Genomic DNA, 15,138 nt, shown 5'->3' on the forward strand with positions numbered 1-15,138 from the left:
GCCATGGCCACTTCCAGCGAAACCGCGATCACCCCTGCTCCCCGATCGAACGAGAACCGCTCCACCACCCCCGGTTCGGCCGGGTTCAAGGCGTACATCTCCAGCGACTGGGCCGAGCGCACCGAAGAGCTACCGCTCGCCCGCGAGCAGGCGCGCTTCGCGGCCGCCCGCCGCGAACTCCTTTCCGCAATGCACCCCGGACAGCGTCTGATCATCCCCGCCGGCCGTCTCAAGCAACGCTCCAACGACACCGACTACGCGTTCCGCGCGCACTCGGCCTTTGCGCACCTCACCGGCTGGGGCAGCGACGCCGAGCCCGGCGCCGTGCTGGTGCTCGAACCCACAGCGACCGGCCACGACGCCACCCTCTACTTCCGAGAGCGGGCCGGCCGCGACTCGGACGAGTTCTACGCGAACCCCGATATCGGCGAATTCTGGATCGGCCCACGCCCCGGGGTCGCCCAGGTTGCCGCCGACCTCGGCGTGCCGGTGCGCGGCATCGCCGACCTGGCCCTGGTCATGAACACGATCGACACCGAGAGCCTCGTGCTGCGGGAGGCCGACCCGCTCTTCACCACCGAGATCGACGAGGCCCGCCTCCGATTCGCGGCGGAGAAGGTGCTCACGACCGACGCCTCCGACTCGCCGTTCAGCCTCGAGATCAACGGCGACCACGCCGCCGACGAGCAGTTCGCCCGGGGCCTGTCGGAGCTGCGCCTGGTCAAGGACTCCTACGAGATCGCCCAGATGCGCCTCGCCGTCGCCGCCACGGCCCGCGGCTTCGAGGACGTTATCCGGGACCTGCCCCGCTCGAGCACCCACCACCGCGGCGAACGGCTCGTTGAGGGCGTGTTCAACACCCGGGCCCGGTCCGACGGCAACGCGGTCGGCTACGATACGATCGCCGCGTCCGGCCCTCACGCCTGCATCCTGCACTGGACCCGCAACGATGGCGCCGTCGTGCCCGGCGACCTGATCCTGATCGACGCCGGCGTCGAGGTCGACAGCTACTACACCGCCGACATCACCCGCACCCTCCCGGTGAACGGCACCTTCACCGACGTGCAGCGCCGCGTCTACGACGCCGTGCGCGAGGCAGCGGATGCCGCGTTCGCCATGGCGCGTCCCGGCGCCGTGTTCCGCGACGTGCACGCCGCGGCGATGGCGGTCATCGCGCGTCGCACGGCCGAATGGGGCATGCTGCCGGTCACCGCCGAGGAGGCCCTGCTGCCCGACAACGGCCACCACCGCCGCTATATGGTGCACGGCACCAGCCACCACCTCGGCCTCGACGTGCACGACTGCGCGCAGGCGCGCCGCGAGATGTACATGGACGGCGTGATCGAGCCCGGAATGGTGTTCACGATCGAACCCGGCCTCTACTTTCAGCCCGACGACCTGACGGTGCCTGCGGAGTACCGCGGCATCGGCGTGCGGATCGAAGACGACATCCTGGTCACCGCGGACGGCCCGGAGAACCTGTCGGCCGGCATCCCCCGCACCGTCGAGGAGGTCGAGGCCTGGATCGCCGCCCTCACCACCTAAACCTGGCCGCGGACTGTCAGGGCAGCGGATGCTGCGGAGCCGCGGGCGGCTCTTCGACGCGAGGGGGCTCCGACGGATGCGGCGGGGCCGGCACCGCCTGCTCGGCCTCAGCGTGCCCGGCGAGCAGGTTCCGGGCCCGATTGACCAGGGCGCCGTCGACGATCACCTGATAGGTGCTGGCAATCACCTGCATGGTCGATGTGAAGTCGCGGCGACGGCGATTGAGCGCGGCACTGACGACCCCGAACAGCATGCCGAACCCGGCGCCGATCATCACCGCGGCGAATACGAACGGCAGGCCCGCGCCATCCGGCGAGAAAATGAAGAACAGCAGCCCGAAGAACACGCCCAGCCAGGCGCCGGAGGCCGCACCGGCGAGAGCGACGCGCCCCCAGGTGAGTTTGCCGGTGACCCGCTCGACGGTTTTGAGGTCGCTGCCGAGGATGGAGACCTGCTTCACCGGGAAGTCGGACTTCGCCAGAGTGTCCACAGCTTCCTGAGCCTCGCCATAGGTGGCGTATGTCGCGAGCACCTCCCCCTTGGGTAAAACGGGGAACAATGCGGCCCTGCGCCCGCCGAAGGGGTTCTGATTGCTCATGAGTCCATTCTTTCACAGGACCGATCTGCCCTGAAGGTGGCCTAGATTTGATCTGTGTCTGCCACCAGAGTCTTCGTTGCCCGTTTGGCCGGGTGTACCGTTTTCGACCCCGCGGGAGACCGTGTGGGCAAGGTCAGGGACGTGCTGGTGGTCTACCGAAAAAACGACCCGCCCCTCGTCGTCGGCCTGATCGTGGAGATCCCGGGCAAACGCCGCGTTTTCGTGTCCATCGGGCGCGTCACCAGCATCGGTTCGGGTCAGATCATCACCACCGGCCTGATCAACGTGCGCCGCTTCGAGCAGCGCGGCGGAGAGGTGCGCGTCATTGCCGAGATGCTTGGGCGCACGGTGGTCTTCAACGACGGTTCCGGTGAGGCGACCATCGAAGACGTCTCGATCGAGGAGCTCCCCCAGGGCGGTTGGGCGATCAGCCAGCTCTTCGTGCGCCGCCCCAAGACCAGCCTGTCCCTCTTCGCGAAGGGCGCCACGACCTTCACGGACTGGGCCGAGGTGCGCGAGCAGACCACCGAGGGCCAGGCCCAGTCGGCCGAGCAGCTCATCGCCACCTACTCCGACCTCAAGCCCGCCGACCTCGCGAATACCCTGCTCGACCTCCCACCGGAGCGCATGCACGAGGTTGCCGGCGAGCTGCCGGACGGCCGCCTCGCCGACGCCCTCGAGGAGATGCCGGAAAGTGAGCAGGTCAGCATCCTGACCCGGCTCGGCGACGCCCGCGCCGCCGACGTGCTCGACCACATGCAGCCCGACGACGCCGCCGACCTGATCGCGCAGCTGCCGGAAGAGCTCGGCGAACAGCTGCTCGACCTGATGGAGCCGGAGGAAGCGGACGACGTGCGTTTCCTGCTCACCTACGCCCCCGACACCGCCGGCGGCCTGATGACGACCGAACCGATCATCGTCTCGGCCGATGCCACGGTCGCTGAGGGGCTCGCGCTCATCCGTCGCCACGACCTGGCGCCGGCCCTCGGCGCGGCCATCTGCGTCACCCTCCCGCCCTACGAGCCGCCCACCGGCCGCTTCCTCGGCATGGTGCATTTCCAACGGATGCTGCGCTACCCGCCCCACGAACGCCTCGGCACACTGCTCGACCAGGGTCTCGATCCCGTCACCGCCGACACCTCGGCCGCAGAGGTCACCCGCATCCTCGCCAGCTATGACCTCGTCTCCGTGCCCGTGGTCGACGAGAACCACCGACTCGTCGGGGTGGTGACGATTGACGACGTCCTCGACTATCTGCTGCCCGACGACTGGCGCAGCCACGATGGCAACGACGACGTGCGCCGCCGGGCCGAGGCCCGCACCGAACTGACCACGGGAAGCATCCCGCTGCACCACGGACGGAGGACCGGCAATGGCCCGAGCTAACCGAGCGGATCTCCGCCTCGACTCCCCCAAGGGTGTGCGCACGCCCGCCCTCGGCCGCAAGCGCCGGCGTAGCCGCGACCGCCCCAGCCGCGACCGCTTCGGCCGGTTCACCGAGGCCATCGCCCGCGGCATGGGCACGCCGTGGTTCCTGCTCGGGCTGACGTTCTTCGCCGTCAGCTGGATCGCCTGGAACACGCTCGCACCGGTGCAGTGGCGCTTCGACTCCGTGTCGCTCGGCTTCATCGCACTGACCCTGGTCTTGTCGATGCAGGCCTCCTACGCGGCCCCGATGATCCTGCTGGCGCAGAACCGCCAGGACGACCGAGACCGGGTGCAGTTCGAACAGGACCGGCAGCGCGCCGAACGCAACCTGGCCGACACCGAATACCTCGCCCGGGAGGTGGTGGCGCTGCGCCTCGGCATGAAGGACCTCGCCTCCCGCGATTTCCTCCGCTCCGAGCTGCGCGCCCTTCTCGACAACCTGGAAGAGCGCGAAGACCCGGACAAACAGACCCGGAAACGCCTCCGCAAGGGCGACCGCGAGCGAGACCGCGACCGCGAGGAGCGATCGCCCAGTGCCTGAGCCCCTCTTTTCCGCCGACCAGGTGCTCACCGCCCTGGCCCGGGTGATCGACCCGGAGATCCGCAAGCCGATCACCGACCTCGACATGGTCGCCGGGGTGCGGATCGTCGACGGCCGCGCCCTCGTGGGGATCCGTCTCACCATCGCCGGCTGCCCGGCGGCCCGGCAGATCGAGCGCGATGTGTTGCGCGCCGTGGAGTCCGTGGCCGGCCCCGGCAACGTGACCGTGGATGTGAGCGTGATGACGCGCGAGCAGCGCCGTGCGATGACGGAGAAGCTGCGCGGCGGCAAGGAAGCCCGCAGCAACCAATTCGGCCCGGACTCGCTCACCCGGGTCTACGCCATCACCAGCGGCAAGGGCGGGGTCGGCAAGTCCACAATCACCGCGAACCTGGCCGTGGCCCTGGCCGAGCGCGGCCTGCGGGTCGGCATCGTCGACGCGGATGTCTACGGGTTCTCCATCCCCGGACTCCTCGGCCTGGTCACCCCGCCTTCCCCCGAGACAGGCAAGTCCGCCGCGGTCAAGCCGACCCAGGTTGGCGAGATGATCCTGCCGCCGATCGCCTTCGACGTGAAGGTCATCTCGATCGGCATGTTCGTGGAGGACGGCTCCGTCGCGGTCGCCTGGCGCGGGCCGATGCTGCACCGCACGATCACCCAGTTCCTCACCGACGTCTACTTCGGCGACCTGGACATCCTGCTGCTGGACCTGCCTCCGGGCACCGGCGACGTGGCCATCTCGGTCGGGCAGCTGCTGCCCCAGGCCGAGGTCATCGTCGTCACCACCCCGCAACCGGCCGCCGCCGACATCGCCGAACGCAGCGGTGTCGTGGCCCGGCAGACCGGCCAGACCATCTACGGCGTGATCGAGAACATGGCCGGGATCGTGCAGCCCGACGGCACGGTGCTGGAGCTGTTCGGTTCCGGGGGCGGCGCCGAGGTCGCGCGCCGGCTCGGCGCCGGGCACGAGTTCCCCGTACCGTTGCTCGCCCAGGTTCCCCTCAGCGTGCCGCTCCGCAGCGGCGGAGACACCGGGGTGCCCGTGGTGCACGGCGACCCGACCGACCCCGCGGCCGTGGCTATCCGTTTGGTTGCCGACCGCCTCGCCACCCGGGCGCGCGGCCTCTCCGGATTGAGCCTCGGCATCACCCCAAAGTAGCGTCGCCGCACCGGCGCCGCGGCGGAGCGCATGCGCCGCCCCCACCTAGACTTTCGGCATGCCTGCCTCCCCCCTCGACCCTGCCGGGATCACGACTCTCACCCGCTCCATACGTTCCACGACGGGGGCCACGGTCACCGTGATCGCGCCCTTCACCGGGGAGGTGCTGCACGAGCTGCCCGTCAGCGGGCTGCCCGACGTGCAGGCGGCCTACGCGCAGGCACGCCTGGCCCAGCTGGCCTGGGCGCGGGCCGGGTTCGCACGGCGCCGGGCGATCCTGTTGCGCGCGCACGACCTGATCCTCGAGCGCCGCGGGCTGCTGCAGGACACCGTGCAGGCGGAGACCGGCAAGACCCGCGGCCAGGCCTTCGAGGAGGTCTTCCAGGCCGCCGGCGTCACCCGCTTCAATGCCCTCGCCGCGCCGCGCGTGCTGCGCGGCGGGCGCCGCCACTCCGCGATCCCGCTCGTCATCACGGCCACTGTGCGCTACCGGCCCAAGGGCATCGCGGGCGTGATCACCCCGTGGAACTACCCGCTCAGCCTCGCCGCCATGGATGTCGTGCCGGCCCTCGCCGCCGGCTGCGGTGTGGTGCAGAAGGCCGACGACCAGGGTGCGCTGAGCATCCTGTCGTTGCGTCAGGCATTCATCGACGCCGGCGTGCCCGAGCAGCTCTGGGCCGTGGTCGTCGGCGACGGCGCGGAGATCGGCGGGGCGGTCACCGCGGAGGCCGACTACGTCTGCTTCACCGGGTCGACCGCGACGGGCAAGCGGGTGGCGGCGCAGGCGGCCGGCAACCTCACCGGCGTCTCGCTCGAGCTGGGCGGCAAGAACCCGCTGATCGTGCTTGACGACGCCGACCCGGCCCGCGCGGCCGCCGACGCGGCCCCGGCCTGCTTCACGGCGATGGGCCAGCTCTGCGTGTCGATTGAGCGCATCTTCGTGCAGCGAGGTGTGGCCGACGCGTTCCTGCACGAATTCGTGGCCGTCACCCGGTCGCTCCGGCTCGGCGCCGACTACGACTACACGACGGACGTCGGTTCCCTCACCTCGCAGGCCCAGCTGGACCGGGTGAGCGCGCAGGTGGCCGACGCGGTCGCCCACGGCGCCACGGTCGAGGTCGGGGGCCGTGCCCGCCCCGACCTGGGACCGTTCTTCTATGAACCCACCGTGCTGACCGGGGTCACCCCGGCGATGGAGTGCTTCGCCGGCGAGACGTTCGGCCCTGTGGTTGCGGTCACCGTGATCGACTCGGAGCAGGACGCCATCCTGGCCGCCAACGACAGCGACTACGGGCTGAACGCGTCGGTGTTCTCCGGTTCCGTGCGGCGGGCTCTGCGCGTGGGCGGGGCCCTCGAGGCAGGCAGCGTGAACATCAACGAGGGCTATCGCGGCTCGTTCTCCTCGGTGGCGGCCCCGATGGGCGGCCTGAAGCAGTCCGGTCTCGGCCGACGCAACGGCCCGGAGGGACTGCTCAGGTTCGTGGACGCCGTCACCATCGCGCGCCCGACGGGTCTCGTGCAGCTGCCGCGCACCGGCCACGACTTCGAGCGGCTGGCCGGGCCGATGCTGCTGCTGGCGGCCGTGCTGAAGGGCATCCGCCGCCGCTGACCCCGGGCAGCAGAGCCGTGACCCGGCTCCGCGAACCCGGCTCAGACGGTCAGCTTGGCCGACGCCGCCGCCTGCTGGGCCGCCTGCTGGGCCGCCTTCTCCGGCGCCAGCTTCGCCGCCTCCGCCTTGGTCGCCTTCTTCGCGTTCTTCTTGATCTTGGCCTTGCCCTTCGGCTTCGCCGTGGGCTTTCCCAGCGTGGTCGTGATGTCCGGCACTGGCCGGTTCAGCTCGCGCGGCGGGCGCTCGTACTCCGAGCCGGCGGGGCGAGTCGGAATGGTCACCTGGGGCGGCTCGCGATGAGTGTAGGGGACGATCGACAGCAGGTGGCTGATCATGTTGAGGCGCGCGGCCCGCTTGTCCTCGCTCTCGACGACCCACCATGGGGCCTCCGGCAGATCGGTGTGCACGAACATCTCGTCTTTGGCGCGGGAATAATCGACCCACTTCGTGATCGAGAAAAGGTCGGTCCCAGACAGCTTCCAGCGGCGCATCGGGTCGTTCAGCCGTGACCGGAACCGCCTCTCCTGCTCGGTGTCGGACACCGAGAACCAGTACTTGACGAGCAGAATGCCGTCTTCGACCAGCATCCGTTCGAAGAGGGGCGCCTGGTGCAGGAACCGGCGGTACTCGTCGGGGGTGCAGTACCCCATCACGTGTTCGACGCCGGCGCGATTGTACCAGGAGCGGTCCATCAGCACGATCTCACCCGTGGAGGGCAGGTGTTCGATGTACCGCTGGAAGTACCACTGGCCGCGCTCGCGCTCGGTCGGCACCGGCAGGGCGACGATCCGGGCGACGCGGGGATTGAGGAACTCGCTGACCCGCTTGATCGCGGACCCCTTGCCGGCCGCGTCCCGGCCCTCGAAGATCACGACGATGCGGGCCCCGGACTCCTTGACCCATTCCTGCATGGCGACCAACTCGGTCTGCAGATTGCGCAACTCGGCGGAGTAGACGGGCAGCGGCACCCGCTTGGGCTTCGCGTGGGTGTTCGACGGCTTCGACACGGTCACACTCCTCAGATACGTGGGTTCAGCGTAGCGTGCACGCATCGCCCGTATGGCCCGGCCTGCATATTCTGGTGCGCACTGCGCCGCTCACCGCCCGCTCACCGCCCGGCCCTCGGCCTCAGCCTCGGGTGGCACATACACCTGTTCGACCCCGGCACGCATTTCTCCTGCTCGAGAATCATCGCCGACGATCTATCGCCCGCCGTCGGACAGGCCGTCGCCCCTTCCCGGCTGGGCAACGACCGAGTGGCCGTGGCGGACACCGGCGAGGGTGCGGCCAACCAGGGGACCTTCCGCGCATCGCTCTTTCCGGCCGGGCGCCTGATCGTAGTCGACGACGACTTCTCGTGATTCGGGCTGTCCGGCGAGGTCATCGCAGCGGTCGGGAACACGATCCGAGCGCACTCAGCCCGTGTCGCGGGTCTACGTGCCCGACCTGCCCAACCTGCCCAACCTGCCCAACGTACCCGTTCCCGACGTCCGCCAGCTCGAATACGCCGCGTCCGGTGTGCTCGTCACCTAGTTCGTTTGGCCACGTGGCTGCGTGGCTACGTGGCTACGTGGCTTCGGAGTCGAAGGGCGCCGGCAGCGTGGCGGCCTCCCTGGCGCGCTTGCGTTGCAGATAGGCGCCGTCGGGATTCGGCACCGCCCGCGACACGGTCGCCGATTGGCCTTTCAGCTCGTCTTCGTCGGTGAGAGCTTCACGGATGATGCGGCGCGGGTCATACTGACGCGGGTCGAGTTTCTTCCAGTCGACGTCGTCGAAATCCGGGCCCATCTCGTCCCGCATCCGGTCTTTGGCTCCGTTGGCCAGGTTCCGGAGCTGCTTCACGAGGCGGGCGAGCTGGGCGGCATAGTGGGGAAGCCGTTCGGGTCCGAGCAGGAAGACGGCGACAATCCCGATCAGTAATATCTTCTCGAAGGTCAAACCGAACATTCCCCCAGAATAACCCCCGGCGAGGCCTCCCCGGACCATGCCCGGCCCCCCTTAGGCTTGACCCATTCACCTACTGGAGTTGCGCTGTGTCTGACAAAGATCTGAACTGGAAATTCTCCGACGACTCAGTCGTGGAGTCCGACGCTGTGGCGCGGGCCAGACAGCAGTCCCTCGAACTCGGAATCGACGCGATTTCTCCGGCGGTCGGCGCTCAATCGGCCGTGATCGCGGCCGCCACCGGGGCCCGGAGCATTCTCGAGGTCGGCACCGGTGCCGGCGTCTCCGGCATCTGGCTGCTCACCGGCGCCCCCGGCGCCACCCTCACCTCGATCGACACCGAGGTCGACCACCAGCAGCACGCCAAAGCCAACTTCGCCGAAGCCGGCATCCCCGCGAACCGGGTACGCCTGATCACGGGCCGGGCAGCGGACGTACTGCCGCGCATGAACGAGAACTCCTACGACATTGTGTTCGTCGACGCCGATCCGCAGTGCGTGATCGAGTACGTCGAGCATGCCCTGCGCCTGGCCCGCCCGGGCGGAACCGTGCTCGTGGCCCACGCGCTCTGGCGCGGCCGCGTGGCCAACCCGGCCCAGCGCGACGATGTGGCGACCGGCTTCCGCACCCTGTTGACCGTCATCGCCTCGTCCACCGCAGTCATCAGTGCCCTCTCCCCTGTGGGCGACGGCCTGCTGCAGATCACCAAGCTCCGCGCCTAGACGGTCGAGCACACCCTCCGGTGGTCGAGCCGATCGGTGGTCGAGCCTGTCGGTGGTCGAGCCTGTCGAGACCCGGTGCGCCGGCCTCGGAGGCCCCCACACCGGCATCCGTTGTCGCCACCCGCGCTAACGGATGCCCGGGCCGGGTTCGGAAGATGGCCCGCCTGGTTTCGACGACCTCGACCACCGGGCTCAGGTCGCTCGCGGCCGGGGACTTAAGCTGACGTCGGTCGTGCCTGCCGAGACCGGTGACCCGATCCGGGGGACTTACCCTGACGTTGGTCGAGCCTGCCAAGGCCGAGGCCGTGCCCGGTTGGCCGGGTTCCCTCCCCCAGGCCGCCAGGTGCGGGTGGGGTCGTAGCAGTAGGGTGCCCGGACTTGGGGTGTGCCCCGGATCATGCGGATGTTCCAGCCCGACGTGTCGATGCTGTGGTGGTGGTACCAGCAGAGGAGTACCCCGTTGGTGATCTCGGTTTTGCCGCCGCGGTGCCAGGGGATCACGTGGTGTACTTCGCACCAGGCGGCGGGCACGGTGCAGCCGGGGATGGTGCAGCCGCCGTCGCGGGCGGCGNCCACCGTGGTCGAGCCGCTGTGGTCGAGCCGCTGTGGGAAGGCCGGTGGAGCGATTCCATCGTGCCGGTGACGCGCGTTGACGCTGGTCGAGCCTGTCGAGATCCCGGTACGGGGCCCGCCGCATTGCACCACGTCAACCACCGACTGCTGGTGGTTACTCGGCCATAGTGGCTGTCGTTGACGTTGGTCAGCGTGCCCGAGAGCCTGCCCGAGATCCGGCCCGAGATCCAGGCCCTGCCGGAGCCCCTGCCCGGTGTTCCCCGGCGGGCCGCCAGGTGCGGGTGGGGTCGTAGCAGTAGGGTGCCCGGACTTGGGGTGTGCCCCGGATCATGCGGATGTTCCAGCCCGAGGTGTCGATGCTGTGGTGGTGGTACCAGCAGAGGAGTACCCCGTTGGTGATCTCGGTTTTGCCGCCGCGGTGCCAGGGGATCACGTGGTGTACTTCGCACCAGGCTGCGGGCACGGTGCAGCCGGGGATGGTGCAGCCGCCGTCGCGGGCGGCGATGGCGCGGCGCTGGGCCCGGTTGAAGAAACGATTCTCGGTGCTGAGGCTGAGGACCTCGTTCCTCAGGCCGAACACGATCTCCTGAAATCCGCCGGCGCAGAGCGCCTGCTTCACACTTGTCAGCGAGATCGGGGCTTCGACGCCGTCGATCCAGCCCACCCCGCGGTCGGCGGCCAGGTCGGCCTGGTTGACGTGGATCATGACGGTGGGGGCGGCGCCGCCCATGGTCGGGGTTCCCGCGTCACGGGTGGCGGCCTCGAACACACCGCGGAGGATGTCGGCGCGCTTCTGACCACCGTTACGGTCGTCACTGAGGGCCGCGGCCTCGGCGCCCGGGATCAGCTGCCCGGCCGCCATGCGCGCCTGTTCCTCGGCCGTGGGGAATGCCGGCGCCGCGTGAGCGGAGAGATACGTGTCGAAGATGGCGTTCATGATGCCGCGGAGCTCCGACGTGACGCCGCCGCGAAGCGGGTAGAGGCCGTCGCGGAAGAGCCCGAAGCCCACAGTGCTGCGGGCTTCGGCGACGGGCTCGTTCGGGGCGGTGCCGTCGGGATCGAGGCGAGCCTGCCACTGCCCCGCCATACCCCGCACCAGGTCCGCAGGAAACGCGAACCCCTCACCCGGGAGGCCGACCGTTTCCTCGGTGACGGCGCCGGTCGCGCTGGCGACCAGGGCGCGCTCGGCGGTGCCGAGGTCGTCGGGCGCGACCCGGGCCGCGACCTGGTCGAGGGCGGTGACGATGTTCTCGGCCGCGTCGACGCCGAGGTCCCCGGCGGTGAGGGCATCGGCCACGGCCGGGTAGTAGGGCGGCAGCATGCTGGTGCCCGCCCGGCGGGCGGTCACGTTCTCGCCCAGGCGCACCCGCCGGTTCGCCTCACGAGAAGAGACGAGGGTCAGACGAGTGATCAGATCGATGCCGCTACTGGCCCCGTTCTTATCCGCCAGGGACTCATGGCCCAGGATGCGCCGGCACCGCACCGAAATGTCAGCGGNAACCTGGTCGAGGGCCGTGACGATGTTCTCGGCCGCGTCGACGCCGAGGTCCCCGGCGGTGAGGGCATCGGCCACGGCCGGGTAGTAGGGCGGCAACATGCTGGTGCCCGCCCGGCGGGCGGTGACGTTCTCGCCCAGGCGCACCCGCCGGTTCGCCTCACGAGAAGAGACGCGAGTCAGACGAGTGATCAGGTCGATGCCGCTACTGGCCCCGTTCTTATCCGCCAGGGACTCATGGCCCAGGATACGGCGGCACCGCACCGCAATGTCAGCGGCAGAGGCCACCCTGGCGGCATCGACCCGGCGGCCGAGGTCTTCGACCGTGCCGAGCACCATCATCGCGTCCGCCTCGCCCAGGAGGGAGAAGGACACCGAGNCGCCTCGCCCAGGAGGGAGAAGGACACCGAGTCCAGCACGGCCGCGGCCAGGTCACGGGCCTGCTGGAGCTGCTGCACGAGGTGTGCACGGGGTGCCTGCGCGAGGGGTGCCTGCGCGAGGGAAGGCACCGCCTGCGGTGAGGCGGTGGGGTGGTGCGGAGTGGGGGCTCCAGCCATGCCTACATCGTAGACACGTTCTAAGTTGGAGTCAATAGATGAGGAAAGATAACTGTTGAGTTTAGTCTTCCTGTTCTAATCAATTCGGTGACAGGGGGGTGGCGACGCGGGGCACGGATGGTGCGGCGCGGGTTTGCAGGCTGGACCGCCGGGTTTCGGCACGCTCAACCACCGGCGGCGGGCGCAGCCAGCCCGGGGCATCCGTTGTGACGTTAACTCGGAGAAATACGCGACACGCCGGGACTGATGGCGCCCAAACCGGCGTTTCCTAAAATTCTCCGCATTTACGTGCCGACGGATGCGAGTGGCGGGCCTGGTGACGGGTACCTCCTACGGGCGGTGCGACGGCTGTCCGCGGGAAACTCATCCGCTCCAGGTCGGCAAAAAAGATCGGCCGCACAGCCTGAGCTGCGCGGCCGATCCTGGAACTATACGGTCGGCTGGACTACACCGGCGAGGGCATCGTGAAGCTCTTTGGCTTCAGCGTCGTTCACAGAGACGACAAGTCGGCCTCCACCTTCGAGCGGAACACGCACGATGATAAGGCGCCCCTCTTTTACAGCCTCCATTGGCCCGTCTCCGGTCCTTGGCTTCATGGCCGCCATGAACTCCCCTTCCATTCATTCGTCTGAACTTCCATTATCTGCCATTACGGGCTGAGACTGTAATTAGGGAGGTGTCCAGTCCGCTCCGTCGACCCCCCAGCACAGCAGGAGCCAGCCCCACTGTCCGGCGATGAACAGCAGCACGATGCCCACCCGGTACACGGCGCTCCGCGGCTGCGCCACGGCACCCAACAACGGAAACATCGGCATCAGCAGGCGGAAGGTGCTCGACTGCGGGAAAAACACCGCCAGCAGGTAGAGGCCGTAGCTGGCGAGCCAGAACCGCAGGTCCGTGCCCAGTCGGCGCACCGCCGGCAGCAACAGGGTCAGGCCGAACGCCAGGATGAGCCCCGAGACAACGATGATGCCCAGCGGCATCCCGAGCCACCAGACACCGCCCTGGAACCAGGCGGTGAACGGAACGAGCTCCTGGTAGCCGATGTAGGCCGACCGCCAGGCCAGCTCGGTGTCGGTGTAGGCCGTGATCGACCCCGTGGCGACCCAGGCGATGGCCGGCCAGGCCAGGCCGGAAATGCCGCTGAACACGGCAACGGAAGACGCCAGCAACCGTTCGCGCACCGAAAACGGGTCTTGTTTCCGGGCAAGCCAGCGGTGCACGACGTGCAGCCCCAGGGCGAGCGCGAAGGCCAGGCCGCTGGGCCGGGTCAGCGCCATCACGGCGATCACCGGGAACAGCAGCACATACCGCCGCTCGAGCAGCAGGAGAAGAGCCAACGTGAGCAGGAAGAGGTACAGCGACTCGGCATAACCGAACTGCAGCACGGGCGACATCGGGGCCACACAGAACAGCACCACCGCGAACAACGCCGTCCCGGAGGCCTGTACAGTGCGCATTAGCCGGTAGAACAGCAGGGCGGCGCCGAGGCTGGCGGCCAGGGACACGAATACGGCCACAGGTGCCCACGGCTGCCCGAGGAGCACCATCAGCAGGCGCACGACCACCGGGTAGCCGGGCATGAAGGCCCAGGCGTTCTCCGCGATCTCCCCGCCGGCGGTGAGCGGCAGTGTCGACGGGTAGCCCGCGACGGCGACGATGTTGTACCAGCGGGCGTCCCACATGTTCGCGAACTCCGCGTAGCCGGGTGACGCGCCCGTCCACGGGTTGGCGCCCTGCACATTCGCGAGCAGTAGCACCAGGGTGGTCGTGACGAGCCGGGACGCGGCCCAGATCAGGGCGACCAGGGCCCACCACGGCGTGAGCCGGTAGCCGGCCTTCCAGCCGGACGACGCCACGGCTACCCGACGCTTGTGGTCAGCCACGCGCGAAGGCCGTCCTCGCAGTCCGTGATCTGCGCCAGGGCGACGCGTTCGTCGTCGGCGTGGGCCTTCAGCGGGTCGCCGGGGCCGTAGTTGACGGCGGGAATGCCCAGGGCGGAGAAGCGGGCGACATCCGTCCAGCCGTACTTGGGCTTGGCCTCGCCGCCGACCGCGGTCAGGAACTGCAGGGCCAGCGGGGCGTCCAGGCCCGGCCGGGCACCCTCGGCCCGGTCGACGACGGTGATCTCGTAGCCCGCGAAGAGCTCCTCCAGGTGCACGATGGCCTCCGCCGAGGTACGGCTGGGGGCGAACCGATAATTGATGTGCACCATGCACTCGTCGGGGATGACGTTGCCGGCGATGCCGCCGCCGATGCCGACGGCGTTGAGGCCTTCGCGGTAGACGAGGCCTTCGACCTCGACCTGCCGCGGCTCGTAGGCCGCCAGGATGTCGATGACGGGCCCGATCTTGTGGATGGCATTGTCTCCGACCCAGCTGCGGGCGGAGTGGGCGCGCAGCCCGAAGGTGCGGATCTCCACGCGCACGTTGCCGTTGCAGCCACCCTCGATCTGACTGTTTGTGGGCTCACCGAGGATGGCGAAGTCGCCCGCGAAGAGGTCGGGCCGGTTGAGGGCGAGGCGGCCGAGGCCGTTGAGGTCGTCGGAAACCTCCTCGTGGTCGTACCACATCCACGTTACGTCGACGCTGGACGCGGTCAGTTCGGCGGCCAGCTTCAGCTGCACGGCCACGCCGGCCTTCATGTCGACGGTGCCGCGGCCCCAGAGATAGTCGACGCCATCGATGGTCTCGAACCGGGTCGGCAGGTTGTCGTTCAGCGGGACCGTGTCGAGATGGCCGGCAATGATCACGCGCTGGGCCCGACCCAGGTTGGTGCGGGCGACGACGGTGTCGCCGTCGCGGATGATGTCGAGGTGCGGGTACCCGGCCAGCGCGCGTTCCACCGCGTCTGCGATGACGGCCTCGTTACCGGACACCGACTCGAGGTCGCAGAGCGCCCGGGTGAGCTCGATCGAGGTCGCGGACAGGTCCAGGTTCACGGTGTTTTGGGGCACTCTACTAACCT

General features: G+C 69.1%; 14 protein-coding genes. 6 read left to right on the forward strand and 8 right to left on the reverse strand.

All coding sequences use genetic code 11. The features are described 5' to 3' along the window. The first annotated feature begins 3 nt into the window (after nt 1-3). Nucleotides 4-1,545, forward strand: a complete 1,542-nt coding sequence (locus tag CXY81_RS15385; RefSeq protein WP_104195354.1) for an aminopeptidase P family protein — start codon at nt 4-6, stop codon at nt 1,543-1,545. Nucleotides 1,546-1,561: 16 nt separating this feature from the next. Here the strand turns inward: CXY81_RS15385 and CXY81_RS15390 are convergent, their stop codons facing one another. Continuing rightward, nucleotides 1,562-2,143, reverse strand: coding sequence for a general stress protein (locus CXY81_RS15390; RefSeq protein WP_104195355.1), 582 nt, complete (start codon nt 2,141-2,143; stop codon nt 1,562-1,564). Nucleotides 2,144-2,197: 54 nt separating this feature from the next. Between CXY81_RS15390 and CXY81_RS15395 the strand changes: the two genes are divergently transcribed. Genes CXY81_RS15395 through CXY81_RS15410 form a run of 4 tightly spaced genes read left to right on the forward strand, consistent with a single transcriptional unit; the run spans nt 2,198 to nt 6,880 of the window. Then, on the forward strand, nt 2,198-3,529 hold the full coding sequence (locus CXY81_RS15395) for a magnesium transporter MgtE N-terminal domain-containing protein (protein ID WP_104101042.1): 1,332 nt from the start codon (nt 2,198-2,200) through the stop codon (nt 3,527-3,529). Continuing rightward, the gene (locus CXY81_RS15400; RefSeq protein ID WP_104101041.1) at nt 3,516-4,112 is read left to right on the forward strand and encodes a DUF1003 domain-containing protein; all 597 of its coding nucleotides are present in this window, start codon (nt 3,516-3,518) and stop codon (nt 4,110-4,112) included. Before CXY81_RS15395 ends, CXY81_RS15400 begins: the two co-directional genes overlap by 14 nt. Continuing rightward, a complete protein-coding gene (locus CXY81_RS15405) occupies nt 4,105-5,271 on the forward strand; it encodes an Mrp/NBP35 family ATP-binding protein (protein ID WP_104169980.1) in 1,167 nt (388 codons plus the stop codon). The genes CXY81_RS15400 and CXY81_RS15405 overlap by 8 nt, the downstream gene beginning before the upstream one ends. A gap of 58 nt (nt 5,272-5,329) precedes the next feature. Further along, nucleotides 5,330-6,880: a succinic semialdehyde dehydrogenase gene (locus CXY81_RS15410; protein WP_104169981.1), complete on the forward strand. Its 1,551-nt coding sequence runs from the start codon at nt 5,330-5,332 to the stop codon at nt 6,878-6,880. A gap of 41 nt (nt 6,881-6,921) precedes the next feature. On the opposite strand, the gene ppk2 is transcribed toward CXY81_RS15410, so the two are convergent. Both ppk2 and CXY81_RS15420 read right to left on the reverse strand, forming a co-directional pair. Next, nucleotides 6,922-7,791 (reverse strand): polyphosphate kinase 2, encoded by an 870-nt coding sequence (gene ppk2 / locus CXY81_RS15415; protein ID WP_369828412.1) that lies wholly within the window; start codon nt 7,789-7,791, stop codon nt 6,922-6,924. Between the two features lie 655 nt (nt 7,792-8,446). Then, a complete protein-coding gene (locus CXY81_RS15420; RefSeq protein WP_104101037.1) occupies nt 8,447-8,827 on the reverse strand; it encodes a Sec-independent protein translocase TatB in 381 nt (126 codons plus the stop codon). A gap of 86 nt (nt 8,828-8,913) precedes the next feature. Between CXY81_RS15420 and CXY81_RS15425 the strand changes: the two genes are divergently transcribed. Then, nucleotides 8,914-9,546 carry an O-methyltransferase gene (locus tag CXY81_RS15425; protein ID WP_104101036.1) on the forward strand — a complete coding sequence of 211 codons (633 nt, stop codon included), beginning with the start codon at nt 8,914-8,916 and terminating at the stop codon, nt 9,544-9,546. Between the two features lie 267 nt (nt 9,547-9,813). On the opposite strand, the gene CXY81_RS17620 is transcribed toward CXY81_RS15425, so the two are convergent. From CXY81_RS17620 to dapE, 5 genes are all read right to left on the reverse strand, one after another. Continuing rightward, nucleotides 9,814-10,260 carry an HNH endonuclease signature motif containing protein gene (locus CXY81_RS17620; protein WP_369828408.1) on the reverse strand — a complete coding sequence of 149 codons (447 nt, stop codon included), beginning with the start codon at nt 10,258-10,260 and terminating at the stop codon, nt 9,814-9,816. A 46-nt stretch (nt 10,261-10,306) separates the two neighbouring features. Beyond that, nucleotides 10,307-11,989: an HNH endonuclease signature motif containing protein gene (locus tag CXY81_RS15435; RefSeq protein ID WP_104195357.1), complete on the reverse strand. Its 1,683-nt coding sequence runs from the start codon at nt 11,987-11,989 to the stop codon at nt 10,307-10,309. Nucleotides 11,990-12,599: 610 nt separating this feature from the next. After that, nucleotides 12,600-12,776, reverse strand: coding sequence for a DUF3117 domain-containing protein (locus tag CXY81_RS15440; RefSeq protein WP_104099180.1), 177 nt, complete (start codon nt 12,774-12,776; stop codon nt 12,600-12,602). Nucleotides 12,777-12,839: 63 nt separating this feature from the next. Next, nucleotides 12,840-14,057: a hypothetical protein gene (locus tag CXY81_RS15445; protein WP_233194210.1), complete on the reverse strand. Its 1,218-nt coding sequence runs from the start codon at nt 14,055-14,057 to the stop codon at nt 12,840-12,842. Continuing rightward, nucleotides 14,033-15,127 (reverse strand): succinyl-diaminopimelate desuccinylase, encoded by a 1,095-nt coding sequence (gene dapE / locus CXY81_RS15450; RefSeq protein WP_104195358.1) that lies wholly within the window; start codon nt 15,125-15,127, stop codon nt 14,033-14,035. The genes CXY81_RS15445 and dapE overlap by 25 nt, the downstream gene beginning before the upstream one ends. Nucleotides 15,128-15,138: the final 11 nt, after the last annotated feature.

The organism is Cryobacterium sp. M25, assembly GCF_002929635.1.
GTDB lineage: Bacteria > Actinomycetota > Actinomycetes > Actinomycetales > Microbacteriaceae > Cryobacterium > Cryobacterium sandaracinum.